The 19928-nt window shown below is 73.0% G+C and carries 14 protein-coding genes; 5 read left to right on the forward strand and 9 right to left on the reverse strand.

Annotated features, from left to right (window positions below; genetic code table 11):
- Positions 1-209 precede the first annotated feature (209 nt).
- Positions 210-2375 (forward strand): sensor domain-containing protein, encoded by a 2166-nt coding sequence (locus NOCA_RS25560; protein ID WP_011754601.1) that lies wholly within the window; start codon positions 210-212, stop codon positions 2373-2375.
- Here NOCA_RS25560 and NOCA_RS25565 read toward each other — a convergent pair.
- Together NOCA_RS25565 and NOCA_RS25570 are read right to left on the reverse strand one after the other, a co-directional pair.
- A complete protein-coding gene (locus tag NOCA_RS25565) occupies positions 2339-4822 on the reverse strand; it encodes a sensor domain-containing protein (RefSeq protein WP_011754602.1) in 2484 nt (827 codons plus the stop codon). The genes NOCA_RS25560 and NOCA_RS25565 overlap by 37 nt on opposite strands.
- Before the next feature lie 69 nt (positions 4823-4891).
- Positions 4892-7543 carry a GGDEF domain-containing phosphodiesterase gene (locus tag NOCA_RS25570; protein WP_011754603.1) on the reverse strand — a complete coding sequence of 884 codons (2652 nt, stop codon included), beginning with the start codon at positions 7541-7543 and terminating at the stop codon, positions 4892-4894.
- Positions 7544-7636: 93 nt separating this feature from the next.
- Here NOCA_RS25570 and NOCA_RS07185 point away from each other — a divergent pair, with 93 nt between their 5' ends.
- Complete coding sequence (locus tag NOCA_RS07185) at positions 7637-9358, forward strand: FAD-binding dehydrogenase (RefSeq protein WP_011754604.1); 1722 nt, start codon at positions 7637-7639, stop codon at positions 9356-9358.
- Positions 9359-9369: 11 nt separating this feature from the next.
- On the opposite strand, the gene NOCA_RS07190 is transcribed toward NOCA_RS07185, so the two are convergent.
- The 4 genes from NOCA_RS07190 to uraD are packed head-to-tail and all read right to left on the reverse strand — an operon-like array spanning position 9370 to position 11534.
- Entirely contained in the window at positions 9370-9846 is a 477-nt protein-coding gene (locus NOCA_RS07190; RefSeq protein ID WP_011754605.1) for a nucleoside deaminase, read from the reverse strand.
- On the reverse strand, positions 9846-10715 hold the full coding sequence (gene pucL, locus NOCA_RS07195) for a factor-independent urate hydroxylase (protein ID WP_011754606.1): 870 nt from the start codon (positions 10713-10715) through the stop codon (positions 9846-9848). Before pucL ends, NOCA_RS07190 begins: the two co-directional genes overlap by 1 nt.
- A gap of 1 nt (position 10716) precedes the next feature.
- The gene (gene uraH / locus NOCA_RS07200; protein WP_011754607.1) at positions 10717-11046 is read right to left on the reverse strand and encodes a hydroxyisourate hydrolase; all 330 of its coding nucleotides are present in this window, start codon (positions 11044-11046) and stop codon (positions 10717-10719) included.
- Positions 11043-11534 carry a 2-oxo-4-hydroxy-4-carboxy-5-ureidoimidazoline decarboxylase gene (gene uraD / locus NOCA_RS07205; protein ID WP_011754608.1) on the reverse strand — a complete coding sequence of 164 codons (492 nt, stop codon included), beginning with the start codon at positions 11532-11534 and terminating at the stop codon, positions 11043-11045. The genes uraH and uraD overlap by 4 nt, the downstream gene beginning before the upstream one ends.
- Before the next feature lie 164 nt (positions 11535-11698).
- Between uraD and NOCA_RS07210 the strand changes: the two genes are divergently transcribed.
- On the forward strand, positions 11699-12160 hold the full coding sequence (locus NOCA_RS07210) for a hypothetical protein (protein ID WP_011754609.1): 462 nt from the start codon (positions 11699-11701) through the stop codon (positions 12158-12160).
- 13 nt (positions 12161-12173) lie between these two features.
- Here NOCA_RS07210 and NOCA_RS07215 read toward each other — a convergent pair whose 3' ends face one another.
- Positions 12174-12527: a YidH family protein gene (locus tag NOCA_RS07215; protein WP_041546350.1), complete on the reverse strand. Its 354-nt coding sequence runs from the start codon at positions 12525-12527 to the stop codon at positions 12174-12176.
- Between the two features lie 28 nt (positions 12528-12555).
- Positions 12556-13911 carry a metallophosphoesterase family protein gene (locus NOCA_RS07220; RefSeq protein ID WP_041546352.1) on the reverse strand — a complete coding sequence of 452 codons (1356 nt, stop codon included), beginning with the start codon at positions 13909-13911 and terminating at the stop codon, positions 12556-12558.
- Between the two features lie 154 nt (positions 13912-14065).
- On the opposite strand from NOCA_RS07220, the gene NOCA_RS07225 reads away from it, so the two are divergent.
- Both NOCA_RS07225 and NOCA_RS07230 read left to right on the forward strand, forming a co-directional pair.
- A complete protein-coding gene (locus NOCA_RS07225) occupies positions 14066-14872 on the forward strand; it encodes a thioesterase family protein (protein ID WP_011754612.1) in 807 nt (268 codons plus the stop codon).
- Between the two features lie 211 nt (positions 14873-15083).
- A complete protein-coding gene (locus tag NOCA_RS07230; RefSeq protein WP_011754613.1) occupies positions 15084-18044 on the forward strand; it encodes a beta strand repeat-containing protein in 2961 nt (986 codons plus the stop codon).
- 87 nt (positions 18045-18131) lie between these two features.
- Here NOCA_RS07230 and NOCA_RS07235 read toward each other — a convergent pair whose 3' ends face one another.
- Positions 18132-19742: a hypothetical protein gene (locus NOCA_RS07235; RefSeq protein WP_011754614.1), complete on the reverse strand. Its 1611-nt coding sequence runs from the start codon at positions 19740-19742 to the stop codon at positions 18132-18134.
- Positions 19743-19928: the final 186 nt, after the last annotated feature.

A 19928-nucleotide genomic window follows, 5' to 3' on the forward strand; every position in this document is an offset into this window, starting at 1 on the left:
GCGCACCGGCACGAACCCGTATGAACTCCTGAGAGCCAGTACGAACCGGTGGCCCGGGTGACTCAAGTGGCGGCCCGTCCGCACCGATGACCACACCAACCACAGGGGGGAGCGCTGGGGGAGCGCGGAGGGCATGACCGGTCCGGGGGGCGGTGCGGTCTACCGCAGAAGTCGGAATTTGTTCTAGGGCGGAAGGACCGGCGACTAGCATGACGGGGAAGGGTGCGGCGCTCGGTGAGCCGCTGGTACCACTCGCCTCGAGGACGGACGGTCTCCTGGCCAGTCCGCCGCCGTCCGGGGGAATGATGCGCGAGATCGACCAGGGCCAGCTGTTGGCGAGCATCGCCGCGACCTCCCACGACTGCATCCTCTCCCTCGACTCCGACGCCAGGATCCGGTGGGCGAGCCCGGCGACCGAGCAGGTCCTCGGCTGGCGCCCCGACGACCTGGCCGGCTGCGAGCTCGGCGTGTTGTTCCCCCGCGACGGCAGCGAGCTGCGCGACGCCACGGTCGCCCGGCTGCTCACCGGCGAGCAGGTCGAGCCGTTCATCGACGCCGGCGTCCGTCGCGACGGCTCCTCGTTCAAGGCGCAGGTCACCCTCGGCCCGGTACACGGCCCCGGGGACGAGATCACCGGGGTGATCCTGATCCTGCGCGACGTGACCGCCCAGCTGCACGAGCAGCGCGAGCTGGCGCTCGCCCTCGAGATGTCCCGCGCACACTTCGACCAGGCGACCACGGCGCAGGCGATCCTCGACCTGAGCGGCCGCCTCGAGTCGGTCAACCCCGCATGGTGCGACCTGTTCGGCCACGGCGAGGGCTGGTTCGCCGACTGCGCGATCATCGGCCTGGTCCACCCGCTCGACGCCGAGGACGTGCTGGCCCGGATCGCCCGGCTGCGGGCCGGTGAGATCGACTCGATCAGCTACCGCGGGCTGTTCCGCGACGCCGAGGGCGGCGACCTGCGGCTCCGGCTCGACGCGGCCCTGCTCCGCGAGCCCGGTGGCCGGCCGTACGCGATCGCGGCCTCGGTCGGCGACCCCGACGACCTCGACGGCCCCGGCGACCTCGAGGGCGGGGCGGGCGCGGTCGGTACGGCGGACGGGTCGGCGAGCGACCCCCAGGAGGCCCGCGGGCTTCGCGCCGAGGCCCTGGCCCGGCGGGCCTGGGACGCCGCGGTGGTCATGGACCGTCGGCTGCAGATCGTCTTCGTCGCCGGGGCGCTGGCGCGGCTGCTGCGCTACCGCCCCGACGAGCTGCTGCACCGCCGCGGCTCGGACTACGTCCACCCCGCCGACGCCCCCACCGTGTCCGGGATGCTGGGCCGGCTGCTGGCCGAGCCGCGCAGCGCCGAGCACGCGGTGCTGCGGGTCCACGACGGCGAGCAGCGGTGGCGCTGGGTGGAGGTGACCGCCACCAACTGTCTCGACGACCCCGAGATCGGGGGCATCGTCGCCAACGTCCGCGACGTCACCGAACGGGTCCGCACCGAGGAGGCGCTGAAGCTCTCCGAGGCGCTGCACCGGGCGATGGTCGAGACCGCCCAGGAAGGCATCATGGCCACCTCGCCCGAAGGCAAGGTGATGTTCGCCAACGAGACCGCCGCGGTGATCGTCGGCCGCCCGGTCGACGAGATGTACGGCGCGGACCCGCGGCGGCTGTTCGGGCTGCCGGACGCGGACTCCGACGACGAGGTCGCCACCCACGAGGTCGTCCACCTGCGCCCCGACGGCAGCGAGCGGATCCTGGAGATCTCGCTGCGTCCGCTCAACAGCCGCGACGGCCGGCTCGGCTCGTTGGTCTCGATCTACGACGTCACCGACGCCCGGCACGCGGAGCGGGCGCTGCGCCGTCGAGCCCTGCACGACTCGCTGACCTCGCTGCCGAACCGCTACCTGTTCCTCGACCGGCTCGAGACCGCGGCCGCCCGGCAGCGCCGCTTCGAGGGCCGGGGGACCGCCGTGCTGTTCCTCGACCTCGATGGGTTCAAGCAGGTCAACGACGGCTTCGGCCACGAGGCCGGGGACGCGGTCCTGCGGGAGGTGGCGGCGCGGCTGCTGGCCTCGGTGCGCGGGACGGACACGGTCGGCCGCCTGGGCGGCGACGAGTTCGCGGTGATCTGCGAGGACACCGGCAGCGAGGAGGCGCTCGTGGTCGCCCAGCGCATCCTCGACGCCCTGCACGACCCGATCCGGGTCGGCGACCACGACCACCCGATCGGGCTGAGCATCGGGGTGGCGCTGGCACCGCCGTACGACTTCGACGAGCTGGTCCGCCGGGCCGACGAGGCGATGTACCGGGCCAAGCACGTCGGCGGCAGCCGGATCGCGGTGGCCGGTCAGGACGACGGCGAGGGGCCGGTGCCCACGGAGTAGGCCCGGCACAGCGCGCCGGTCCGAGTCGCCTCCTCGGGGGACACGGCGGGGCTCCACAGCCAGCCCTGTCCCGCGTCGGCGCCGAGGCGGCGCAGCACGGCGGCGTGCGCGGGCGTCTCGACGCCCTCGGCGACGACCGAGAGGCCCATCGTGCGCGCCAGGTCGACGATCGAGCCGGTGATCGCGCGCGCGTGCTCGTCGGTGGCGACCTCCGCGACGAAGCTGCGGTCCACCTTGAGCACGGAGACCGGCAGCCGCCGCAGGTAGGCCAGCGAGCTGTGCCCGGTGCCGAAGTCGTCGACGGCCACCCGGAAGCCGTGTCGCCGCAGCCGTCCGAGCAGGTCCGCCGCCGCCGCAGGGTCGGTCATGGTCGCGCTCTCGGTGACCTCGAGGAGGACGTCCTGTGGGGCCGTCCCCGCCGTCTGGGCCGCCCGCAGGACGTGCTCCGCGAGCCCGGGATCGGCCAGCGAGCGCGCCGAGACGTTGACGGCGACGTACGCCGTCGGCGGCAGCGCCCCCGACGCGCGGAGCTCCGCGGCCTCACGCAGCGCCCGCTCGACCACCCAGCGGTCCAGGGTGGCGGCCAGGCCCTCGGCCTCGGCGATCTCGATGAAGGTCGACGGGGGCACCTGGCCGAGAAGCGGGTGCTGCCAGCGGCACAGCGCCTCGACGCCGACCACCTCGCCGGAGGCCAGGCCGATCACGGGTTGGTAGTGCAGGGCCAGCTCGTCGGCGGCCAGCGACCGGGCGAGCTCCACGCCGAGCTCGAAGCGCTGCTCGGACACGGCGGCCGCTTCGGCGTCGTACGCCTGGACCCGGGCCCCGCCCGCGGCCTTCGCCGCCCGCAGCGCGGTCTCGGCGCGACGCACCAGCGCGCCGGCGGAGGGTGCGGGGGTCAGCGCCAGGCCGGCCGACGCGGTGAGCGTGACGTCGCCGCCGCCGGCCGGGAACGGCGGGCGCAACGCGCCGAGGGCGTCCTCGCCGATCGCCCGGGCCTCCTGCTCGTCGACGTCCTCGCAGATCACGAGGAACTGGTCGCCGCCGAACCGGGCGACGGTGTCGGTGGGCCGAACCGCCGCCGCCAGGCGGTGTGCGGTGTCGGCGAGGAGGGTGTCGCCCGCGGCGTGCCCGCGGGACTCGTTGACGACCCGGAACCGGTCCAGGTCGATGAGCAGCGCCGCCGTGGAGCGGGTCTCGCGGGCGAGGGCGTGCTCGAGACGGTCGCGCAGCAACGCCCGATTGGGCAGCCCGGTGAGGCCGTCGTGGAGGGCGGCGTCGCGCAGCTCCCGCTCGAGCCGCCGGGCGTCGGTCACGTCCGCGACCATCGCCAGCGATCCCTCGACGGCGCCGCCGGCGTCGTCGAGGGGGGAGGTCGACACGACCAGGGACCGCCGGCCGCCGTCCGGGTGCCGATAGGTCACCTCGTGCCGCTGGGTCCCGTCGTCGGTCCCGGCGGCGAGCACCCGGGTCATCGGCTGCTCGTGCGGGTCGAGCACCTCCAGGACCGGGCGGCCCAGGATCTCCTCGGCCTCCAGCCCGAGGATCTCCACCAGGCGCTGGTTGACGTACGCCGAGCGGCCGTCGGGTGCGGTCACCCACAGGCCCTCGTCGGCGTTGTCGGCGATCGCGCGGTAACGGCGCTCGGACGCGCGCAGCGCCGCCTCCGCCCGGACCCGGTCGGTCACGTCGCGCAGGTTGCAGACCACGCCGCCGACGGAGGTGTCGAGCAGGTTCGTGGCGGTGAGCTCCATCCAGTGCCAGGTGCCGCGGTGGTCGCGGAGCCGGGTCGTCGTGCCCACGCTGCCGCCCGCGCCGACGACCTCCGCCAGCACCGCCCGGGCGCGCTCGACGTCGTCGGGGTGGACGTAGTCCATCGCGTCGTTCGCCAGCACGTCCTCGATCGCGTGGCCGAGGACGCCGGTCATCGCGGGTGAGGCGAACAGCACGGTGGCGTCGGGGTCGAGCACCACGGCCAGGTCGCTGGCCCGCTGCGCGAGCGCGAGGAAGAAGTCCTCCTGCTGCCGGCGCCGGCGCTCGACGCTCTGCAGCAGGCTCAGGTCCTGGTAGACCACGAGTGCGCCGCTCGGCCGTGGGGACCCGTTGCGCACCGCGGTGGCGCTGGCCAGGGTCGGCACCGGCCGGCCGTCGGAGCGGCGCAGGATCCGCTCGGCCTGGGTCGCGTCGGTCTCGGAGCGCAGCAGCCGCCCCAGGGCCCGGTCGGCCGCACCCTGGTCGGAGCGGTGGGCCAGGTCCCGGATCGGGCGGCCGGTGAGGCTTCCGGGTGGCCCGTCGAGCATCCGGGCGAAGGCGGGGTTGACCGCGACGAGCACGGCGTTCTCGTCGCACACCGCCTGCGGCACGGGTGACCGCTCGAAGTGCTCGGCGTACGACGGGCCGGTCAGCGGGCCGAACCGGCTCCGGCGCCGTGGGCGCAGTCCGTGCCACATGCGCGGCCGCCCTCCGATCTGCGGTCCCCCGAGTGGGACCGGGCGTGGGTCGGAAGGGTCGGTACCCGATCAGCCGGCGGTTGAACCGTCCGCGGCGAACAGCTCCACGACGGGGGCGACGGCCGGGCCGTGGGCGGCGCAGTCGGCCGGGTGGTCGCCGTACTCCAGGGTCAGGGCGGCGGCCTCGTGCAGCCGGGCCCGCAGGTCGGTGGAGACGTCCTGGCTGAGCAGCGGCCGGGTCACGTGGCCGAGCTCGGCGTGCACGCCCACCTGATCGCCGGCCGCGGCGAGGCGGCGCAGTGCGGAGCCGACGACGTGGTCGTAGCGGGCCTGGTCGAGGCGGCCGTCGGCCGAGGTGACCCGGCGCAGCGTCTCGTAGGCGTCCAGCTCGACCAGCTGTCCCCGGGCCAGTGCGGTGGCGTGCAGCGGGCCGAGCGAGCTGGCGAACGCCTCGCGGCGGGCCGCGGTGGTGACGACCAGCCAGGCCTGCCCGGACTCGATGCCGCCACGCAGGCAGCAGGTGGTGACCACGGTGGTGGGCGCAGACGGCTCGATGATCCGGCGCGACACCCGGGTGCTGCGCAACGGCGGGGCGGGGTCGGCGGTGCCGGCGGGCTGCAGGATCCGCGCCACCCGGGCGGCGGCGCGGCCGCCCGGCAGCTCGGCCATCGGCACGGCCGGGCTCCACCAGAACCCCTGGGCGCGGGCGCAGCCGAGGTCGCGCAGCAGCTCGCGCTGCTCGGCGGTCTCGATGCCCTCGGCGATGGTCTCGAGGCCCAGGCCCTTGGCGAGCCGCACGATCGCCTCGGTGATCGCCAGGTCCTCGGGCCGCTCGACCGCGTTGCGGATGAACGACCGGTCGATCTTCACGCCGGTCACGGGCAGCTCGCGCAGGAAGCTGAGCGAGGAGTAGCCGGTCCCGAAGTCGTCGAGGGAGATCCCGACGCCCAGGTCGCGGAGCCCGGCGAGGGACGCGCGGGCGGCCTCGGGGTCGCGGGGCAGGGCGGTCTCGGTGGCCTCGAGGACCAGGGCTGCCGGCGGCAGCCCGGAGCGGTCGAGGACCTCGCCGACTGTGTCCACCAGGTTCGGCTCGTCCAGGGAGCGGGCGGAGAGGTTGACCGCCACGTGCACGCCGGGGGTGAGCTCGCCGGTGGCGAGCGCGGCGGCGGTCTGCCGGCAGGCGCGGTCGAGGACCCAATGGTCGAGGTCGGCCACGAACCCGTGGGCCTCGGCGATCGGCACGAACGTCCCGGGCGGGACGGCGCCGCGGGTCGGGTGGTGCCACCTGGTCAGCGCCTCGAAGCCGACCATCCGGTCGCTGGTCAGGTCGACCACGGGCTGGAAGTGCACCTCGAGCCGGTCGTCATCGAGCGCGGCCCGCAGGTCGCCGGCCAGCAGCCGCTGCTCGCCGGCCAGGCGGGCCAGTGCCGGGTCGAAGACCTGGCTGCGGGCGCGGCCGCGCTTCTTGGCCTCGTACATCGCGGCGTCCGCGTGCTTGAGCAGGACCTCCGCGTCGCAGTCCAGGGGAGGGGCGACCGCGATCCCGACGCTGGCGCCGACCCGCAGCGCCCGGTGCTCGACCTGGATCGGTGCGCCGACGGCCTCGATGACCTGCTCGGCGAGCCGCCCGGCCGCCGCCACGTCGGTGTCGGGGCAGACCAGGACGAACTCGTCGCCGCCGATCCGCGCGACCACGTCGGTGGGGCGGGCCAGGACCCGCAGCCGGTCCGCGACCTCGGTGAGCACCCGGTCGCCGGTGAGGTGGCCGTGCACGTCGTTCGCGGCGCGGAACTGGTCGAGGTCCAGCAGCAGGGCGGCGACCGGGCGGCCACGGCGCCGGCCCTCGGCGATCGCCTGGGTGAGCCGGTAGGTGAGGAAGGAGCGGTTGGGGAGCCCGGTCAGCGCGTCGTGCATGGTCTGGCGGACCAGCTCGGCCTCGAGCTCGAGGCGGTCGCTGATGTCGCGGGCGACCACGACCATGCCGCTGAGGCCGTCGCGGTGGTCGCGCAGCCCGGTGACGCTGATCGAGACCTGCGCCATCCGGCCGTCACGGGTGCGTCGCAGCGTGTCCAGTCCCTGGATCGCCTTCCCGGCGCGGACCATGGTGAGGATCCGCCGCGGCTCGTCGGACCCCGGCGGGTGGAGCGTGGCGATCGGGGCGCCGAGCATCTCGGCGGCGGGGAAGCCGTACAGGGCCTCGGCCCCGTCGTTCCACGAGGTGACCAGCCCGTCGATCGTGGTGGTGAACACCGCGTCGGCGACCGACTCGACGATGCCGGTGAGCCGCGCGACCGCAGCCTCGGACTCCTGCAGGGCGGCCCGGACTCGGGCGTGCTCGACGGCCCGCCGGACCCGCCGCAGCCAGTCGCCGGTCAGGTCGGCCTGCTGGAGCACCAGGTCGGCGAGATCCTCGAGGGCCGCCGGGATCGTGGCGTCGTCGTCGACGACCAGCACCAGGGCGGCCGCACCGGCGTGGCCGCGCAGGGTGTCCGCGAGGTCGGCGGCGGCGACGTCGGGGGTGCCGACGTCGACCAGCACGCAGTCATAGGTGGAGGAGTCGAGGGCGACGAGCGCGGAGGGGAGGGTGAGCGCGTGGGTGACGAGGACGTCGCGGGCGACGGCGTTCGCGCTCGCCGCGACCGTGCTGCCCTCCCTCGACCCGTCGGTGACGACCAGGACCGTGGGCGGGCAGAGCGCCGATGGCACTCCTCCGCTCAACACCAGGAACTCCCTCCCAAGACGCCACTTCGGCCGGTCGGGAGGTTTCCGGAGGATTTCCACCCGAGGCGAGGTTCAGTGTGGCGTGTGTGACGGATGTTTCGCAGCAATTCGGACGAGCCTGTCCAGACCGGCCTTGTGCGAGGATCCCGGCTCGTGGACACCGAAGTGACCGATGTGGTCGTGGTCGGAGCCGGTCTCGCGGGGCTCGCGGCGGCCGCCGAGATCGCCGACGCGGGACGCCGGGTGGTGCTCCTCGACCAGGAGCCCGAGCAGTCGCTGGGCGGCCAGGCGTTCTGGAGCCTGGGCGGGCTGTTCCTGGTCGACAGCCCCGAGCAGCGCCGGATGGGCATCAAGGACTCGCGCGAGCTGGCGCTGCAGGACTGGCTCGGCAGCGCGCAGTTCGACCGCGAGGAGGACCGGTGGCCGCGGCGCTGGGCCGAGGCGTACGTCGACTTCGCGGCCGGTGAGAAGCGCGCCTGGCTGCGCGCGATGGGGCACCGGCTGTTCCCGGTCGTCGGCTGGGCCGAGCGCGGGGACGGCCGCGCGGAGGGGCACGGCAACTCGGTGCCCCGCTTCCACCTGACCTGGGGCACCGGCCCCGGCGTGGTCGAGCCGTTCGAGCGCCGGGTGCGCGAGCACGCCGCGACCGGCCGGCTCCGGCTGGCGTTCCGGCACCGGGTCGACGAGCTGGTGGTCGAGGCCGGCGTCGCGGTCGGCGTACGCGGCCAGGTCCTGGAGCCGAGCACCGTCGCCCGCGGCCGGGCCAGCAGCCGGGTCGAGACCGGCGACTTCGAGCTGCGCGCTCAGGCGGTCGTCGTCACCAGCGGCGGCATCGGCGGCAACCACGACCTGGTCCGCCGGACCTGGCCGGCGCGGCTCGGCACGCCGCCGCGGACCATGGTCTCGGGCGTGCCCGCCCACGTCGACGGGCGGATGCTGGCGATCACCGAGGCCGCCGGTGCCCGGGTGATCAACCCGGACCGGATGTGGCACTACGTCGAGGGCGTGCGCAACTGGGACCCGATCTGGGAGAACCACGGCATCCGGATCCTGCCCGGCCCCTCCTCGCTGTGGCTGGACGCGACCGGGCGGCGGCTGCCGGCGCCGTACTTCCCGGGCTTCGACACCCTCGGCACCCTCGCGCACCTGCGCACCACCGGCTACGACTACTCGTGGTTCGTGCTGACCCAGAAGATCATCGAGAAGGAGTTCGCGCTCTCCGGCTCCGAGCAGAACCCGGACCTCACCGGCAAGGACGTCCGGCTGCTGCTCTCCCGGGTGCGGCCCGGCGCGCCCGGCCCGGTCGAGGCGTTCAAGCAGCACGGCGCGGACTTCGTGGTCGCGGGCGACCTCGGCGAGCTCGTGCGCGGCATGAACCGGGTCGCCGACCCCGAGGCGCCCCGGATCGTCGAGGCCGAGCTGCGCGACCTGATCGAGCAGCGGGACCGCGAGATCGACAACGACTACGGCAAGGACGCCCAGGTGACCGCGATCCGCGGTGCCCGGCGCTACCGCGGCGACCGGCTGATCCGGGTCGCCACGCCGCACCGCCTGCTGGACCCCAAGGCCGGCCCGCTGATCGCCGTACGCCTCAACATCTTGACCCGCAAGACCCTCGGCGGCCTGGAGACCGACCTCGACGGCCGCTGCCTGACCGCGGCCGGGGAGCCGCTGCCCGGCCTGTACGCCGCCGGCGAGGTCGCCGGCTTCGGTGGCGGCGGGATGATGGGCTACAACGCGCTCGAGGGCACCTTCCTGGGCGGCTGCCTGTTCTCGGGCCGTACGGCGGGCCGCGCCGCCGCCCGCGCGGTCTGATCGGCGGACGTTCAGTACGCCGTGCGGTCCGCCTTGCCGAGCCAGGCCTCGAACGGCGCGAACGGCGCGGCGTGCGTGCCCTGCTCGACCCGGGTCGGCCAGGTCGCCCGGTCGCGGCCGAGCAGGTCGTAGAACTCCCGGTCGTCGAACCCGCCGCGGGCGGCGTCGTGGCGGTCGGCGGCGTACACGACCCGGTCCAGCCGGGCCCACAGCGAGGCGGTCAGGCACAGCGGGCACGGCTCGCAGGAGGCGTAGAGCACGCAGCCGGTCAGCGAGAAGTCGCCGAGCGCCGCGCACGCCTGGCGGATCGCGGTGACCTCGGCGTGCGCGGTCGGGTCGAGGTCGCGGGTGACCCGGTTCTGCCCCTCGCCGACCCGGACGCCCGCCCCCACGACGACGGCACCGAACGGGCCACCCCCGGCGGCGACGTTCTCCTGGGCGAGCCGGACGGCCCGCGCGAGCCACTGCTCGTCGGTCACGGCCTCCATCAGGCGCCCTCGCGGCGCACGGTCGCCTGGATCAGGCCGTAGGGCCGGTCGGCGGGGAAGAAGACCTCGCCCGGGTTGTCCAGCCCGAACGGCTCGAGGTCGACGAGGAAGTGGTGCTTGTTCGGGCAGGACAGGCTGACCTCGGCGACGTCGTCGTACCGCTCGAGGACCGCCTTGCCCATCTCGAAGATCGTCTGCTGCAGGGCCAGGGAGTGCGTGGTCGCGAAGGTCGCGAGCAGGGTGTCCCGGACCCCGGCGTACCGCGCGTCGAAGTCCACCTCGGTCGTCGCGTAGCGCCAGGTCGCGGCGATGCTGGTGGCGAGGATCCGGTCGGTGGTCTCCGGCAGCGTCGTGTAGCGGTCGCGCGAGAAGCCGTGGAACTCCGAGCCGGTGGACTTCAGCACGGTGCAGTCGGTGAGCCCGGCGGTGACCACCACCTCGTCGCCGTCGACCTCGACCGTCGCGGTGCGGGTCTCCCGCCCGGTGCGGACGAAGGAGTGGTCGTGGCCGGACCCGTCGGGCAGCCCGATCCGCTCCCAGGCGTAGGACTCGGCGTCGAACCGGCCGCCGGTGACCCACGCGAACCCGTCGGTGAAGTGCCGGGCCAGCCGGAGCAGGAGGTGCTCGGGCGCGCCGATGCCGTCCCGGGCGAACGCCTGGATGGTGTTCTTCTGGGTGTCGGTGGGGACGACCTGGCTGTTGTCACCGTGCGTGTGGCAGGCCTCGAAGTCACCGCGCAGCTGGGTGGTGATGCCGAGGTCCTCGATCGTGTGCCGCTCGCTCGCCCGGTCGACCCGCAGCAGCCGCACCTCGGCCTTGCCGTACTGGTTGGCGCCGAGCACGATCCTCGACCCGTCCGTGGTGGCCATCTCAGCTCCCCTTGTAGGTCGTGTAGGAGTACGGGCTCAGCAGCAGCGCCACGTGGTGGTGCTCCTCCTCGGCGTCGACCTCGAAGGCGACGTTGACCAGGGAGAAGAAGGTGTCGCGTCCCTGGGCGTCGAACCAGGCGCCGGTCTCGAACGTCAGCAGGTGCGGCCCGCTCTGGAGCTCGACGTCGAAGCGCACCCGGCCGTCGGCGTCGGTCCGCGAGGTGGCCAGGGTGCCGTCGCCGGCGACGAGGTGGCCGGCGAGGCGGACGTCGAGGCCCTCGGCCGGCACCCCGCGCCCGGCGTCGAGGACGTGGGTGGACAGCGTCGTCATGAGAACAGTCCTTCCAGTCGCAGCAGCGCGATCTCGCGCAGCTGGTCCGCGGTGACGGCCAGCTCGGTCTCGGGGTCGTTCGCGAGCCGCTGCTCGAGGAGCGCCAGGATCTCCTCGGCGTCGCGCCCGGCGGCACGCACCAGGAAGACCCGGCCGAACCGCTCCTCGTACGCCGCGTTGCCGCGCCGCAGCCGCTCGCGTAGGACGCTGTCGATGGCGACCCCGCCCTGCTCGCGGCGGGACATGGCGGCGCTGGCGCCGTCCGCGCTGGGCCGCTCGCCGATCCGCGGATGGTCCGCGAGCGCGTGCTCGACCTCCGCGCCGGTCCACGTCCGCGCCTGGGCGTCCGCGAGCGCGATCAGGCCGGCGACCCCGTCGTACGGCCGGCCGGCGACGAGGGCCTCGATCCACGAGTCGACGTCCGCGCAGGGGCGCACGGTGTCCGCCGCCTCGTGCGGCGGCAGCGCGTTGAACTCCTCGACCCGCACTCCCCCTCCTCGGTCCACGACCCTGGAGTTGCCGACGCCCGGCCTGACCGGAACGGCCGGTCCCGAGACGCTACGGTCCAAACGCGCGCCCGTCGAGCCGTTCGGCTAGGTCGGCCCACGGCCCGTCCGGGACCGGTCTGGGCCAGCATGCTTGACTTGCGGCCATGCGTTCGCCACGACTGACCCTGGCCGTGACCGCCCTCGCCACGGCGCTTGCGCTCTCCGCCTGCAGTGGCAGCGGCAGCGACGACGGCTCCGGCACCAAGGCCGATCCGAGCGACACCGCTGCGCCTGAGAGCCAGGCCGACTGCGAGGCGACGGTGAAGCTCACCGGCGACGTCAAGGCGTCGTGGTCCGGTCCCGGCTACGTCATCACCGGAGGCGGGAACCAGGCCTTCTACAAGACGAGTCAAGGGAAGAAGAGCGTGTCGATCATCCCGGGCCGTGGCGACGAGCCTGCCACACCAATCGTGGCGGCCGGTGGGACGACCTTCACCGTCCAGCCCGGGGAGGGCGAGGTTGACGTGGATCCCGACGGCGGTGGCGCCGAGGTCGACGCCGACGCGACCGCCACCAAGAAGGGCAAGAACGTCACGCTCCACCTGGTCGCGAGCTTCGACTGCTGAGCGCACTCTCAGATCAGACGAAGGCGACCGCGAGGAGCAGCGCTCCGACCACGACGGCGAGCGTGAGCACGAAGCCCAGCCCGAAGCCCGGCAGCGCCGACCGGGTGCGCATCGCTCGCTCGACCCGCGCCCAGCGAACCAGCGCGAGCACGGTGACCAGCGCTCCGAAGACCACGAGCATCACCGCGAGCGTCGTCCGCACCCAGGTCGCGCCAGGCAGGCCGAGGGCGTGGAGGGCGACTCCGCCGGCGAGCATCGCCATGGCGGTGCGCACCCACGCGAGGAAGGTCCGCTCGTTCGCGAGCGTGAACCGCGGGTCGGGCTCCTCGCCCGGCTCGTAGACCCAGTGCGGCCGGCGATCGGTCATGCGGCCATCGTGCCGCACCGCGACCCGGTCAGCTGAGCGGGATGAGCGCGCCGTCGCTGTACTGGACCTGGTTGTCGCTGGTGAGCACCAGGTGGCCGACGGCGAGCGGCCGGTCCCAGACCTCCTTGCGAACCACGGGTCGGTGCGACTGCCCGACCTGCCAGAGCCGTTTGGAGAAGTCGATCATCTTCGGGGCGAACCGGTGGTCGCGCAGGAACATGGTGTCGCCGAACACCTCGCCGAGCAGGTAGTTCGTCGACCCGTAGCCGCCGGCCGAAGCCATCTGGATGGTGCCTCCGTGCGAGATCTGGGTGATTCCGTCGCGGCGGCGGACGCTGATGTCGTGCACCTCGCCGTCGAGGTAGAGGTCGACGTGGTGCCGGGCCATGGTCCGCCAGAACGCCGACCCGGCGCCGCCGCGGTAGTACATGGCCGAGGATCCGTAGATCCGGACCGGCTTGAGCACCGGCACGTGTCCCTGGACCACGATCCAGTCGGTGCCGCGCCGCTCGGCCGACGCGAGGGTCCGGTCGAGCCACGCCAGCTGCGCGCGGTCGAGGTGGGCCACGACGTTGCGCTTGGTGTGCTCGAACACGTCGACGGTGACCAGCAGCACCTCCGGGTCGACGTACGTCGCGTAGGCCGTGTCGTGGGCTGGCCCGCGAGGCCGGTCGGGCACCCGGTTGGGCGCGATCACCTTTCTGGAGAAGGACGCCTTGAAGAGCTCGACGTTGTCGCGCTTGAACCTGTTCTCCTCCGCGTTGCCGCCGCCGCGCCAGGGGTTGTCGCCGATGTCGTGGTCACCGACCGCGGCGTACACCGGGAGCCCGCGCTGATCGAAGCGCTTGCGCCACTCGGAGAAGTAGAAGTCGGCGGCCCGCCTGATCGCGGCTTTCCGCTGCGCGTGGGTGCGGGCCGGACCGAAGAGCCCGGTGCGGTCGTCGTCGCTCACCCAGTGCCCTTCCACCAGGTCGCCGGCCACGAACACGTCTTCTGGGGCCTCGGACTCGAAGGTGTCGAGGATGGTGTCGACAGTCGCCGCGTAGGAGGAGTTCCAGGAGTTCGGCAGGCCGCGGTGCCAGGTCCGCAGCTTGCTCACGTCGGCGATGTCGGAGTTCATGAAGTCCGGGGAGGAGAGGAACCGGTAGTCCGGCTGGACGACCGGACGCTCCAAAGCCACACCGATCGAGGGGAGCGGCTGCTCGACGGGCCGCGGGTAGAGGACGGGCCGATCGGTCGAGGTCCTCGCGCCTGTCGCGGTCGACGGGGATGCATCCGCGCCCGGGGTGACGCCTGCTGCCAGGAGGGCGGCGACGCCGAGGGCGGCGAGGGCGGTGACAAGGGTGCGGACGGCCCGGCGGGTCTCCATCGCGGTGCGGCTCATCTCTCTCGGTAGGACCGAGAGTTCCCCGGGCCGTTCTGTGTCGGTTCCGCACACTGTCTCGGTTACGGACGGCGAGAGATGAAAAGTCGCCGGTGTGATCTGTGTCATGCCGACCCGCCGGCGGCCGCGCGCCGGCGCTCCCTAGGCTCCTGGCGTGAGCTCCGAGTTCGATCGCCAGGTCGCCGTCACCCGTCAGGACGACACGACGTACGCCGCCGATCTGGCCGCGGGCTGGGCCGTCGGCGGCGGGCTCAACGGCGGCTACCTGCTCGCCGTGATCGGCACCGCGCTGCGCCACGCGCTCCCGGACAAGCCCGACCCGGTCGCCGTGTCGGCCTACTTCCTCTCCGCCTCCACCGCCGGACCCGCCACCGTCAGCGTCGACGTGCGCCGCGACGGCGGCACCCTCGCGACCGCCGCAATCGACCTGCGGCAGGGCGACGACGTGCGGATCACCGCGCTGGCGACGTACGGCGACCTGGGCCGGCTCGGCGACGACGTCCGCACGACCGCGGACGAGCCGGACATGCCGCCCCCGGACCGGTGCGTGCCGAACACGATGGCGCCACCGGAGGTGCGCGCGATCGCGCCGCTGATGGACCGCTTCGACATGCGCTTCCACCCCGACCACATCGGGTGGGCCGTCGGCGAGCCGAGCGGCAACGGCGTCCTGAGCGCGTGGTTCCGCCTGGCCGACGGCAGGGAGCCGGACCCGGTCTCCCTCCTCCTGGTGGTGGACGCGCTGCCGCCGGTGACCTTCGACCTCGGGATGCCCGGGTGGGCGCCCACCCTCGAGCTCACCGCGCACGTGCGCGCCCGGCCGGCGCCGGGCTGGCTCAAGGTGCGGCACGCCACCCGCAACCTGGCGGGTGGGATGTTCGAGGAGGACTGCGAGGTCTGGGACTCCGCCGGCCGGCTGGTCGCCCAGAGCCGCCAGCTCGCCCGCCAGCCGCGGCCCTAGGTCGAGGCGATCGATCGGGGAAGCGTCACCCGGCGTAACCAAACGAAGATTCGAAGTAACGTCCGGCGGACCGCATCGTTTCCTGGGGTGTGCGGGTCGTGGGCAGGGAGTCCCGTGCACCGGCCAAGGCCGATGATCGTGGGCTGCCCCGAGTCGGCGTGTCCACGTGCGCGTGCGGGAGCGTCCCGGCGCGACCTCCAGGAGGAAACAGATGAGTCGCATCGGGATCAAGAGCGGCCTGGCCGTCACAGCCGTGACGGGACTGGCCTTGGCTGGACTGCCGCTGCTCGCGTCTCCGGCGTCGGCCAACCCTTTGTCGAACGGCATCGATCCCGACGCCGTGACGTTCTACAGCCAGTACGCGACCGGTGTCTCGGCCGAGAACGACGGCTCGAACTCCACGATCTCCCTCGTGGTCGGCGGCGGCTCGAACGTCAACTCGGTCCAGTTCCGGGCCACGCTGACTCCCGGCGGCACACCCATCAACATCGGAAGCCCGGTCGCCCGGAACGCCGACGGCGTGTTCGCCTTCGACTGGACCCCGAGCTTCCCGGCCGGGACCACGGCGGTGGAGTTCTCCGCGATCCCCAACACCGGCGTCGTCAACACCGTGACCAGCGGGGCCAAGATGGTGCTGAGCGACGGGATCGCGAACACCGTCGAGCTGAGCAGCGAGGGCAGTCTCGGAGTCTTCCAGAGCCCCTACGCCGCGGACTCCGGTGGCGACTATGTCGGTGTCTCCGGCACCACCTCTGACGCCGGCAACGTCGAGCTGAGCACGCGCAGCGCCAACCCATCGACGCCCGCAGGCACGGCCACCGCGTCGTCGACCGTCACTGCTCCGGCTACCGATGGCGCGTTCTCGGGTGTGCTGAACATCGACGGCTACACCTACTCCGGGGGTGCCGAGCCGAACCAGATCGCGCTCGGGGCGGCCACCCAGGGGGCGGGCGCCACCGATGACGTGGAGGCGTCGACGCTCTACGTGCAACACATCTCCACCGTGTCGACGACGGCCTCGCGCACCAACGTGCCGACCGGCGAGACGGCCGACGTCACCGTGACCGTGAAGGACCAGAGCGGCAAGCCGGTCGCGAACGCCCTGGTGGACTTCAACACGCCGGACGGCAGTGATCCCGACAGCCTGCCCGACGATTCGTCCACTGCCGCGGAACGCACCGACGCTCGCGGCGTGGTCACCTTCGAGAGCCTCGGGGCCGGCAGCTACACGTTCTACGCCAACACCACCTCCGAGGTGGACACCCAGAGTGCCGGCGATGTCGCGTCCGCGCCGGTGACGATCACCGAGTACACGCCGACGAACACCGCGCTGGTGGCCTCGACCGTGGACGGCTACCGCGACTTCGATCTCGATGAGGTGAGCGGCGCGGAGAACGGGGACGACTTCGTCGCCACCTTGAAGGACCAGCACGGTGAGCCGATCGCCGGCGAGCCGATCGAGTACAACTGGCACTTCGTGCCCGGTGGCGGTGGGACGCCGACCGACGGTGGGTTCACCAGCGCCGGCACCACCGATGCGAAGGGTCAGGTCGCCGTGCCCTTCCCGACCTGGGGAACCGCCGGCACCTACACGCTGAGCGTGCGGCGCCCGAACGTCAACGGGTCGGGGCTGCTCAACGGCACCCCTGTGACGGTCGACGTCGCGGAGTCCGAGGTCACGTTCGCCGATGGCGACGCCGTGGGCGCCCCGGTCAACGGATCGGTCACGATCGAGGGGACCCTCGCGCTGGTGGACGGATCCGGGCCATTGGGCGGGCGTACGGTCACCGTGAGCTACAACCCCGGGGTCGGTGGAGACGCCTCGTTCTCGACCGACCAGCCTGCCGGGACCAAGCGCGACAGCGCCGTCCAGGCGACCGCGGTCACCGCGGCGGACGGCTCGTTCGCGGTCTCGCTCACGGACCCCTCGCCGCCGCCGAACGTGCCGACGACGGACGAGAGCGGCACCCTCACGGCAGTGGCTGACGGCCTGAACACCGGCGACACCACCCCCGGCCCCGCCGACGCGACCGACAGCATCTCGGTCACCTTCCGCGAGACCCCCACGGTGAGCGGGATCGACATCGGGACACAGGTGCTCGCCCCGAGCGGAACGGGGATCACCGCCGCTGGCCCGGGTGTGCCCATCGACCTCGACATCACGGTGCGTGGTGCGGACGGGGACGACAACCCGAGCAACGACCCGAAGCTCGGCGACGTCCCGGTCCAGGTGAGCGTCGACAAGGGGTTCCTGAGCCCCAACGCCGAGTCCACCGACGACCTCACCCTCGCGTCCGGCCACGACAGCCAGGGCGACCTGTGGGGGTACTTCCAGAACGACGGCGCCGACGAGACCGTGACGACCGCGGACTCGGGCAGCGCGCTCGGCACCACGGGGCTGGTCGCCGCCATCGAGAAGGACGCCGGCTTCGACGACGACGGTCTCACCCAGCTGACGGTGACCGTGAAGGCGGGCGACGTCACGCAGAAGAAGACGATCACCTACGACGTCAGGGCGCTGCTGAACGCCGGGGACTCCTCGTTCGAGCGGGCCCAGGGCGAGCCGACGGGTCCGGTGCCCACCGGACAGCGAGTGGACTTCCAGCTCTACGTCCACGACCAGTTCGGCAACCTGGCCGGCGACGAGGACGCGCGGGTGACCGACGACTCCCCGATCGCCGACTTCGACACCGACGAGGCCCAGGACAAGACGCTGTCCGACTTCGTCAACTCCGGTCCCGGGGTGACTGCGTTCTCCGACGCACCGACCACGCAGATGCTCAAGGCGACGATGACGCCCGGTGAGGTGCTCGTCGACGCGGCTGGCAACGCCGCCGCCAACAGCAAGATTGTGGCCGTGGAGTCCGACCCGATCATCTGGGTCAAGCCGCCGGCCCCGATCGTGGCCAGGCTCTCCGGCCTCAGCAACGGTGGGCGCGCGGACCGGCTGACGGTCAACGCGCCCGCCGCCGCGGCGGGAGCGAAGGTCAAGCTCTACAAGGTCAAGCGCGGTAAGCGGACCCTCATCGCGACCGGTGAGCTCAACGCCAACGGCAAGGTGACCTTCCGGGTCAGGGACCGCAACGGCGAGCGCTTCACGAAGTACGTCGCCCGCGTGATGGCGACGGACACGACAAAGGGCGACACGACGAACAAGCGGAGGATCCGTTGATCGTCTAGCACCACCCCGACGGCACGGGTTCGCGGTGAGCGCCACCGTGGGCCCGTGCCGTCCTCGTCCTCGGGCTCGGGCCGCGGTTCAGCCCTGGAGGACGTCCCGGTCATGGATGGCGGGTCCCTGGCTCAGCCACCACTTCGCGCCGCGCTGGGTCTCTGCGTCCTCGGACTCGGCGAGACGCGCCAGCTCGGGCGCCCCGGCCATCCCGAGCGCAAAGAGCGTCGCGTGCCGCTCGAGACTGCGCGCGGACTCGTACCCGCCCGCGATCGTCGCGCTCTGCTCGGGTGTGAGTTCTCCGCCGAGGCCGGCGTTGACGAGCGCGCGGGCCCGTACGGTCGGGCGCTCCTCGACGATCGCTCGGTGCACGACGCCGTCACGCTGGCTGCTGTTGCCGACCCGCATCAACACGGTCCACGCACGTGCAGCGAGGAGGTCGTTGGCGTCGGCGGCGAGCCGCAGGCAGTGGCGCGCGGTGGCGGGTGCGTACGGCGAGGCGGCGAGCAACAGTGCCGCGTGGTGGCGGCGCCGCTTGTGTGAGTGCAGCAGCGCCTCACGGAGCAGGCGGCGCAGCATCAGGTCGGGCTCCTGGGCCTGGTGGGACGGCGTGTCGGCCTGGATCGCGGGTGCGAGCTCCGCCACGAGCGAGGCGGCCCGGGCAGCCGGGACCAGCTCGTCGTCGATCCGGGCCTGCGTCACCAGTCCGTACGCCCGCCGGGTGCGTAGCCCGCCCGCGACTCGTGCCCACGACTGCTCCGGCAGCCGTACGGCGAGGTCGAACGCGTCCAGCCGGCCGTCGAGGGACTCGCCGCGGCGCAGCGCGCCGAGAACGTGCGACTCCAGGCGCGGGAGCGCCGCTTCGTCGAAGTGCCCCCGCGCGAGCTTCACCGCGGCCACCGACGAGGCCGCCCGGCGCAGGTACTTGTTCTCGCTGTCGGCCGACAGCATTCGCAGCGTCAGCGCTGCAGCCGCCGGGTCCGGCACCTCGCCGAGGAGGTTGAGGATGGGGGCAACGACCTGAGTGTCAGGATCGGTGACGAACCTGCCAACCGCAAGGATCAGGTGCCGCTGCGCGTTGGGGTGGCGGATGAAGGCGGCTGCGGCCTCGTAGCGGCGTACATAGGCAGTGCCGACCGCCGATCCCAGCTCCGTCACGAGCCGGTGGCAGAGCCTGGTCCAGTCGTCCTCGCGGAGGAACACCCGCTCGAACCGGTTGAAGTGGTCGGTGAGATGGAGCCAGTCAGCGCCGGTCGCGCGGCCGGTCTCGGCGAGCTCGAGCAGCCGGTCCAGGTCGGGGTCGGACATCTCGGTGTCGCCCAGGAGGCTCTCCCGCGGGCTCGGGCCGGTGCCGAAGCTGCGGCGCAGGCCGCTGGCGACCGACACCAAGGAGCCCTCAGTCAGGCCGAGCACCGACTCGTACGTCGCGGCCACCCGGCTGGGTAGCGGCTGCAGCCCGGACTCCCAGCGCGAGACCCGGGAGGCGTCGACCAGGATGTCGCGGTCGCGCAGCGCGGCGATGAAGCCGTCACGGCGAGCGAGATCGGGATCGGGCCCGAGCACCCGGGCAACGGTCACCAGCCAGGCGATCCGCTGGTCGCAGCCGACCAGGCCGGAACTGAGCGCGTGCGGATCCTCCGGGAGCCGCTGCGGCCGGCCGCGCCGGCGCCCGGACGGTGGCGAGCTCTCCACTGACATGATCCCCCGATCGTCGGGTGTCGTGCCTGCACGTCCCTTCCACCCAGGAACATTTATTGCAGGTTTCCGACACGCCTGCAACAACAACACCGCGATCCGCGCGACCTCCCTAATGTCCTCCTTGGCACTCGGGATCCGTATGCGAGTGCTGCACACGGGGCTCTCGGGCCTCATGTAAAGGGGCGG

Origin of the sequence: Nocardioides sp. JS614 (genome assembly GCF_000015265.1) — a bacterium.
GTDB lineage: Bacteria > Actinomycetota > Actinomycetes > Propionibacteriales > Nocardioidaceae > Nocardioides.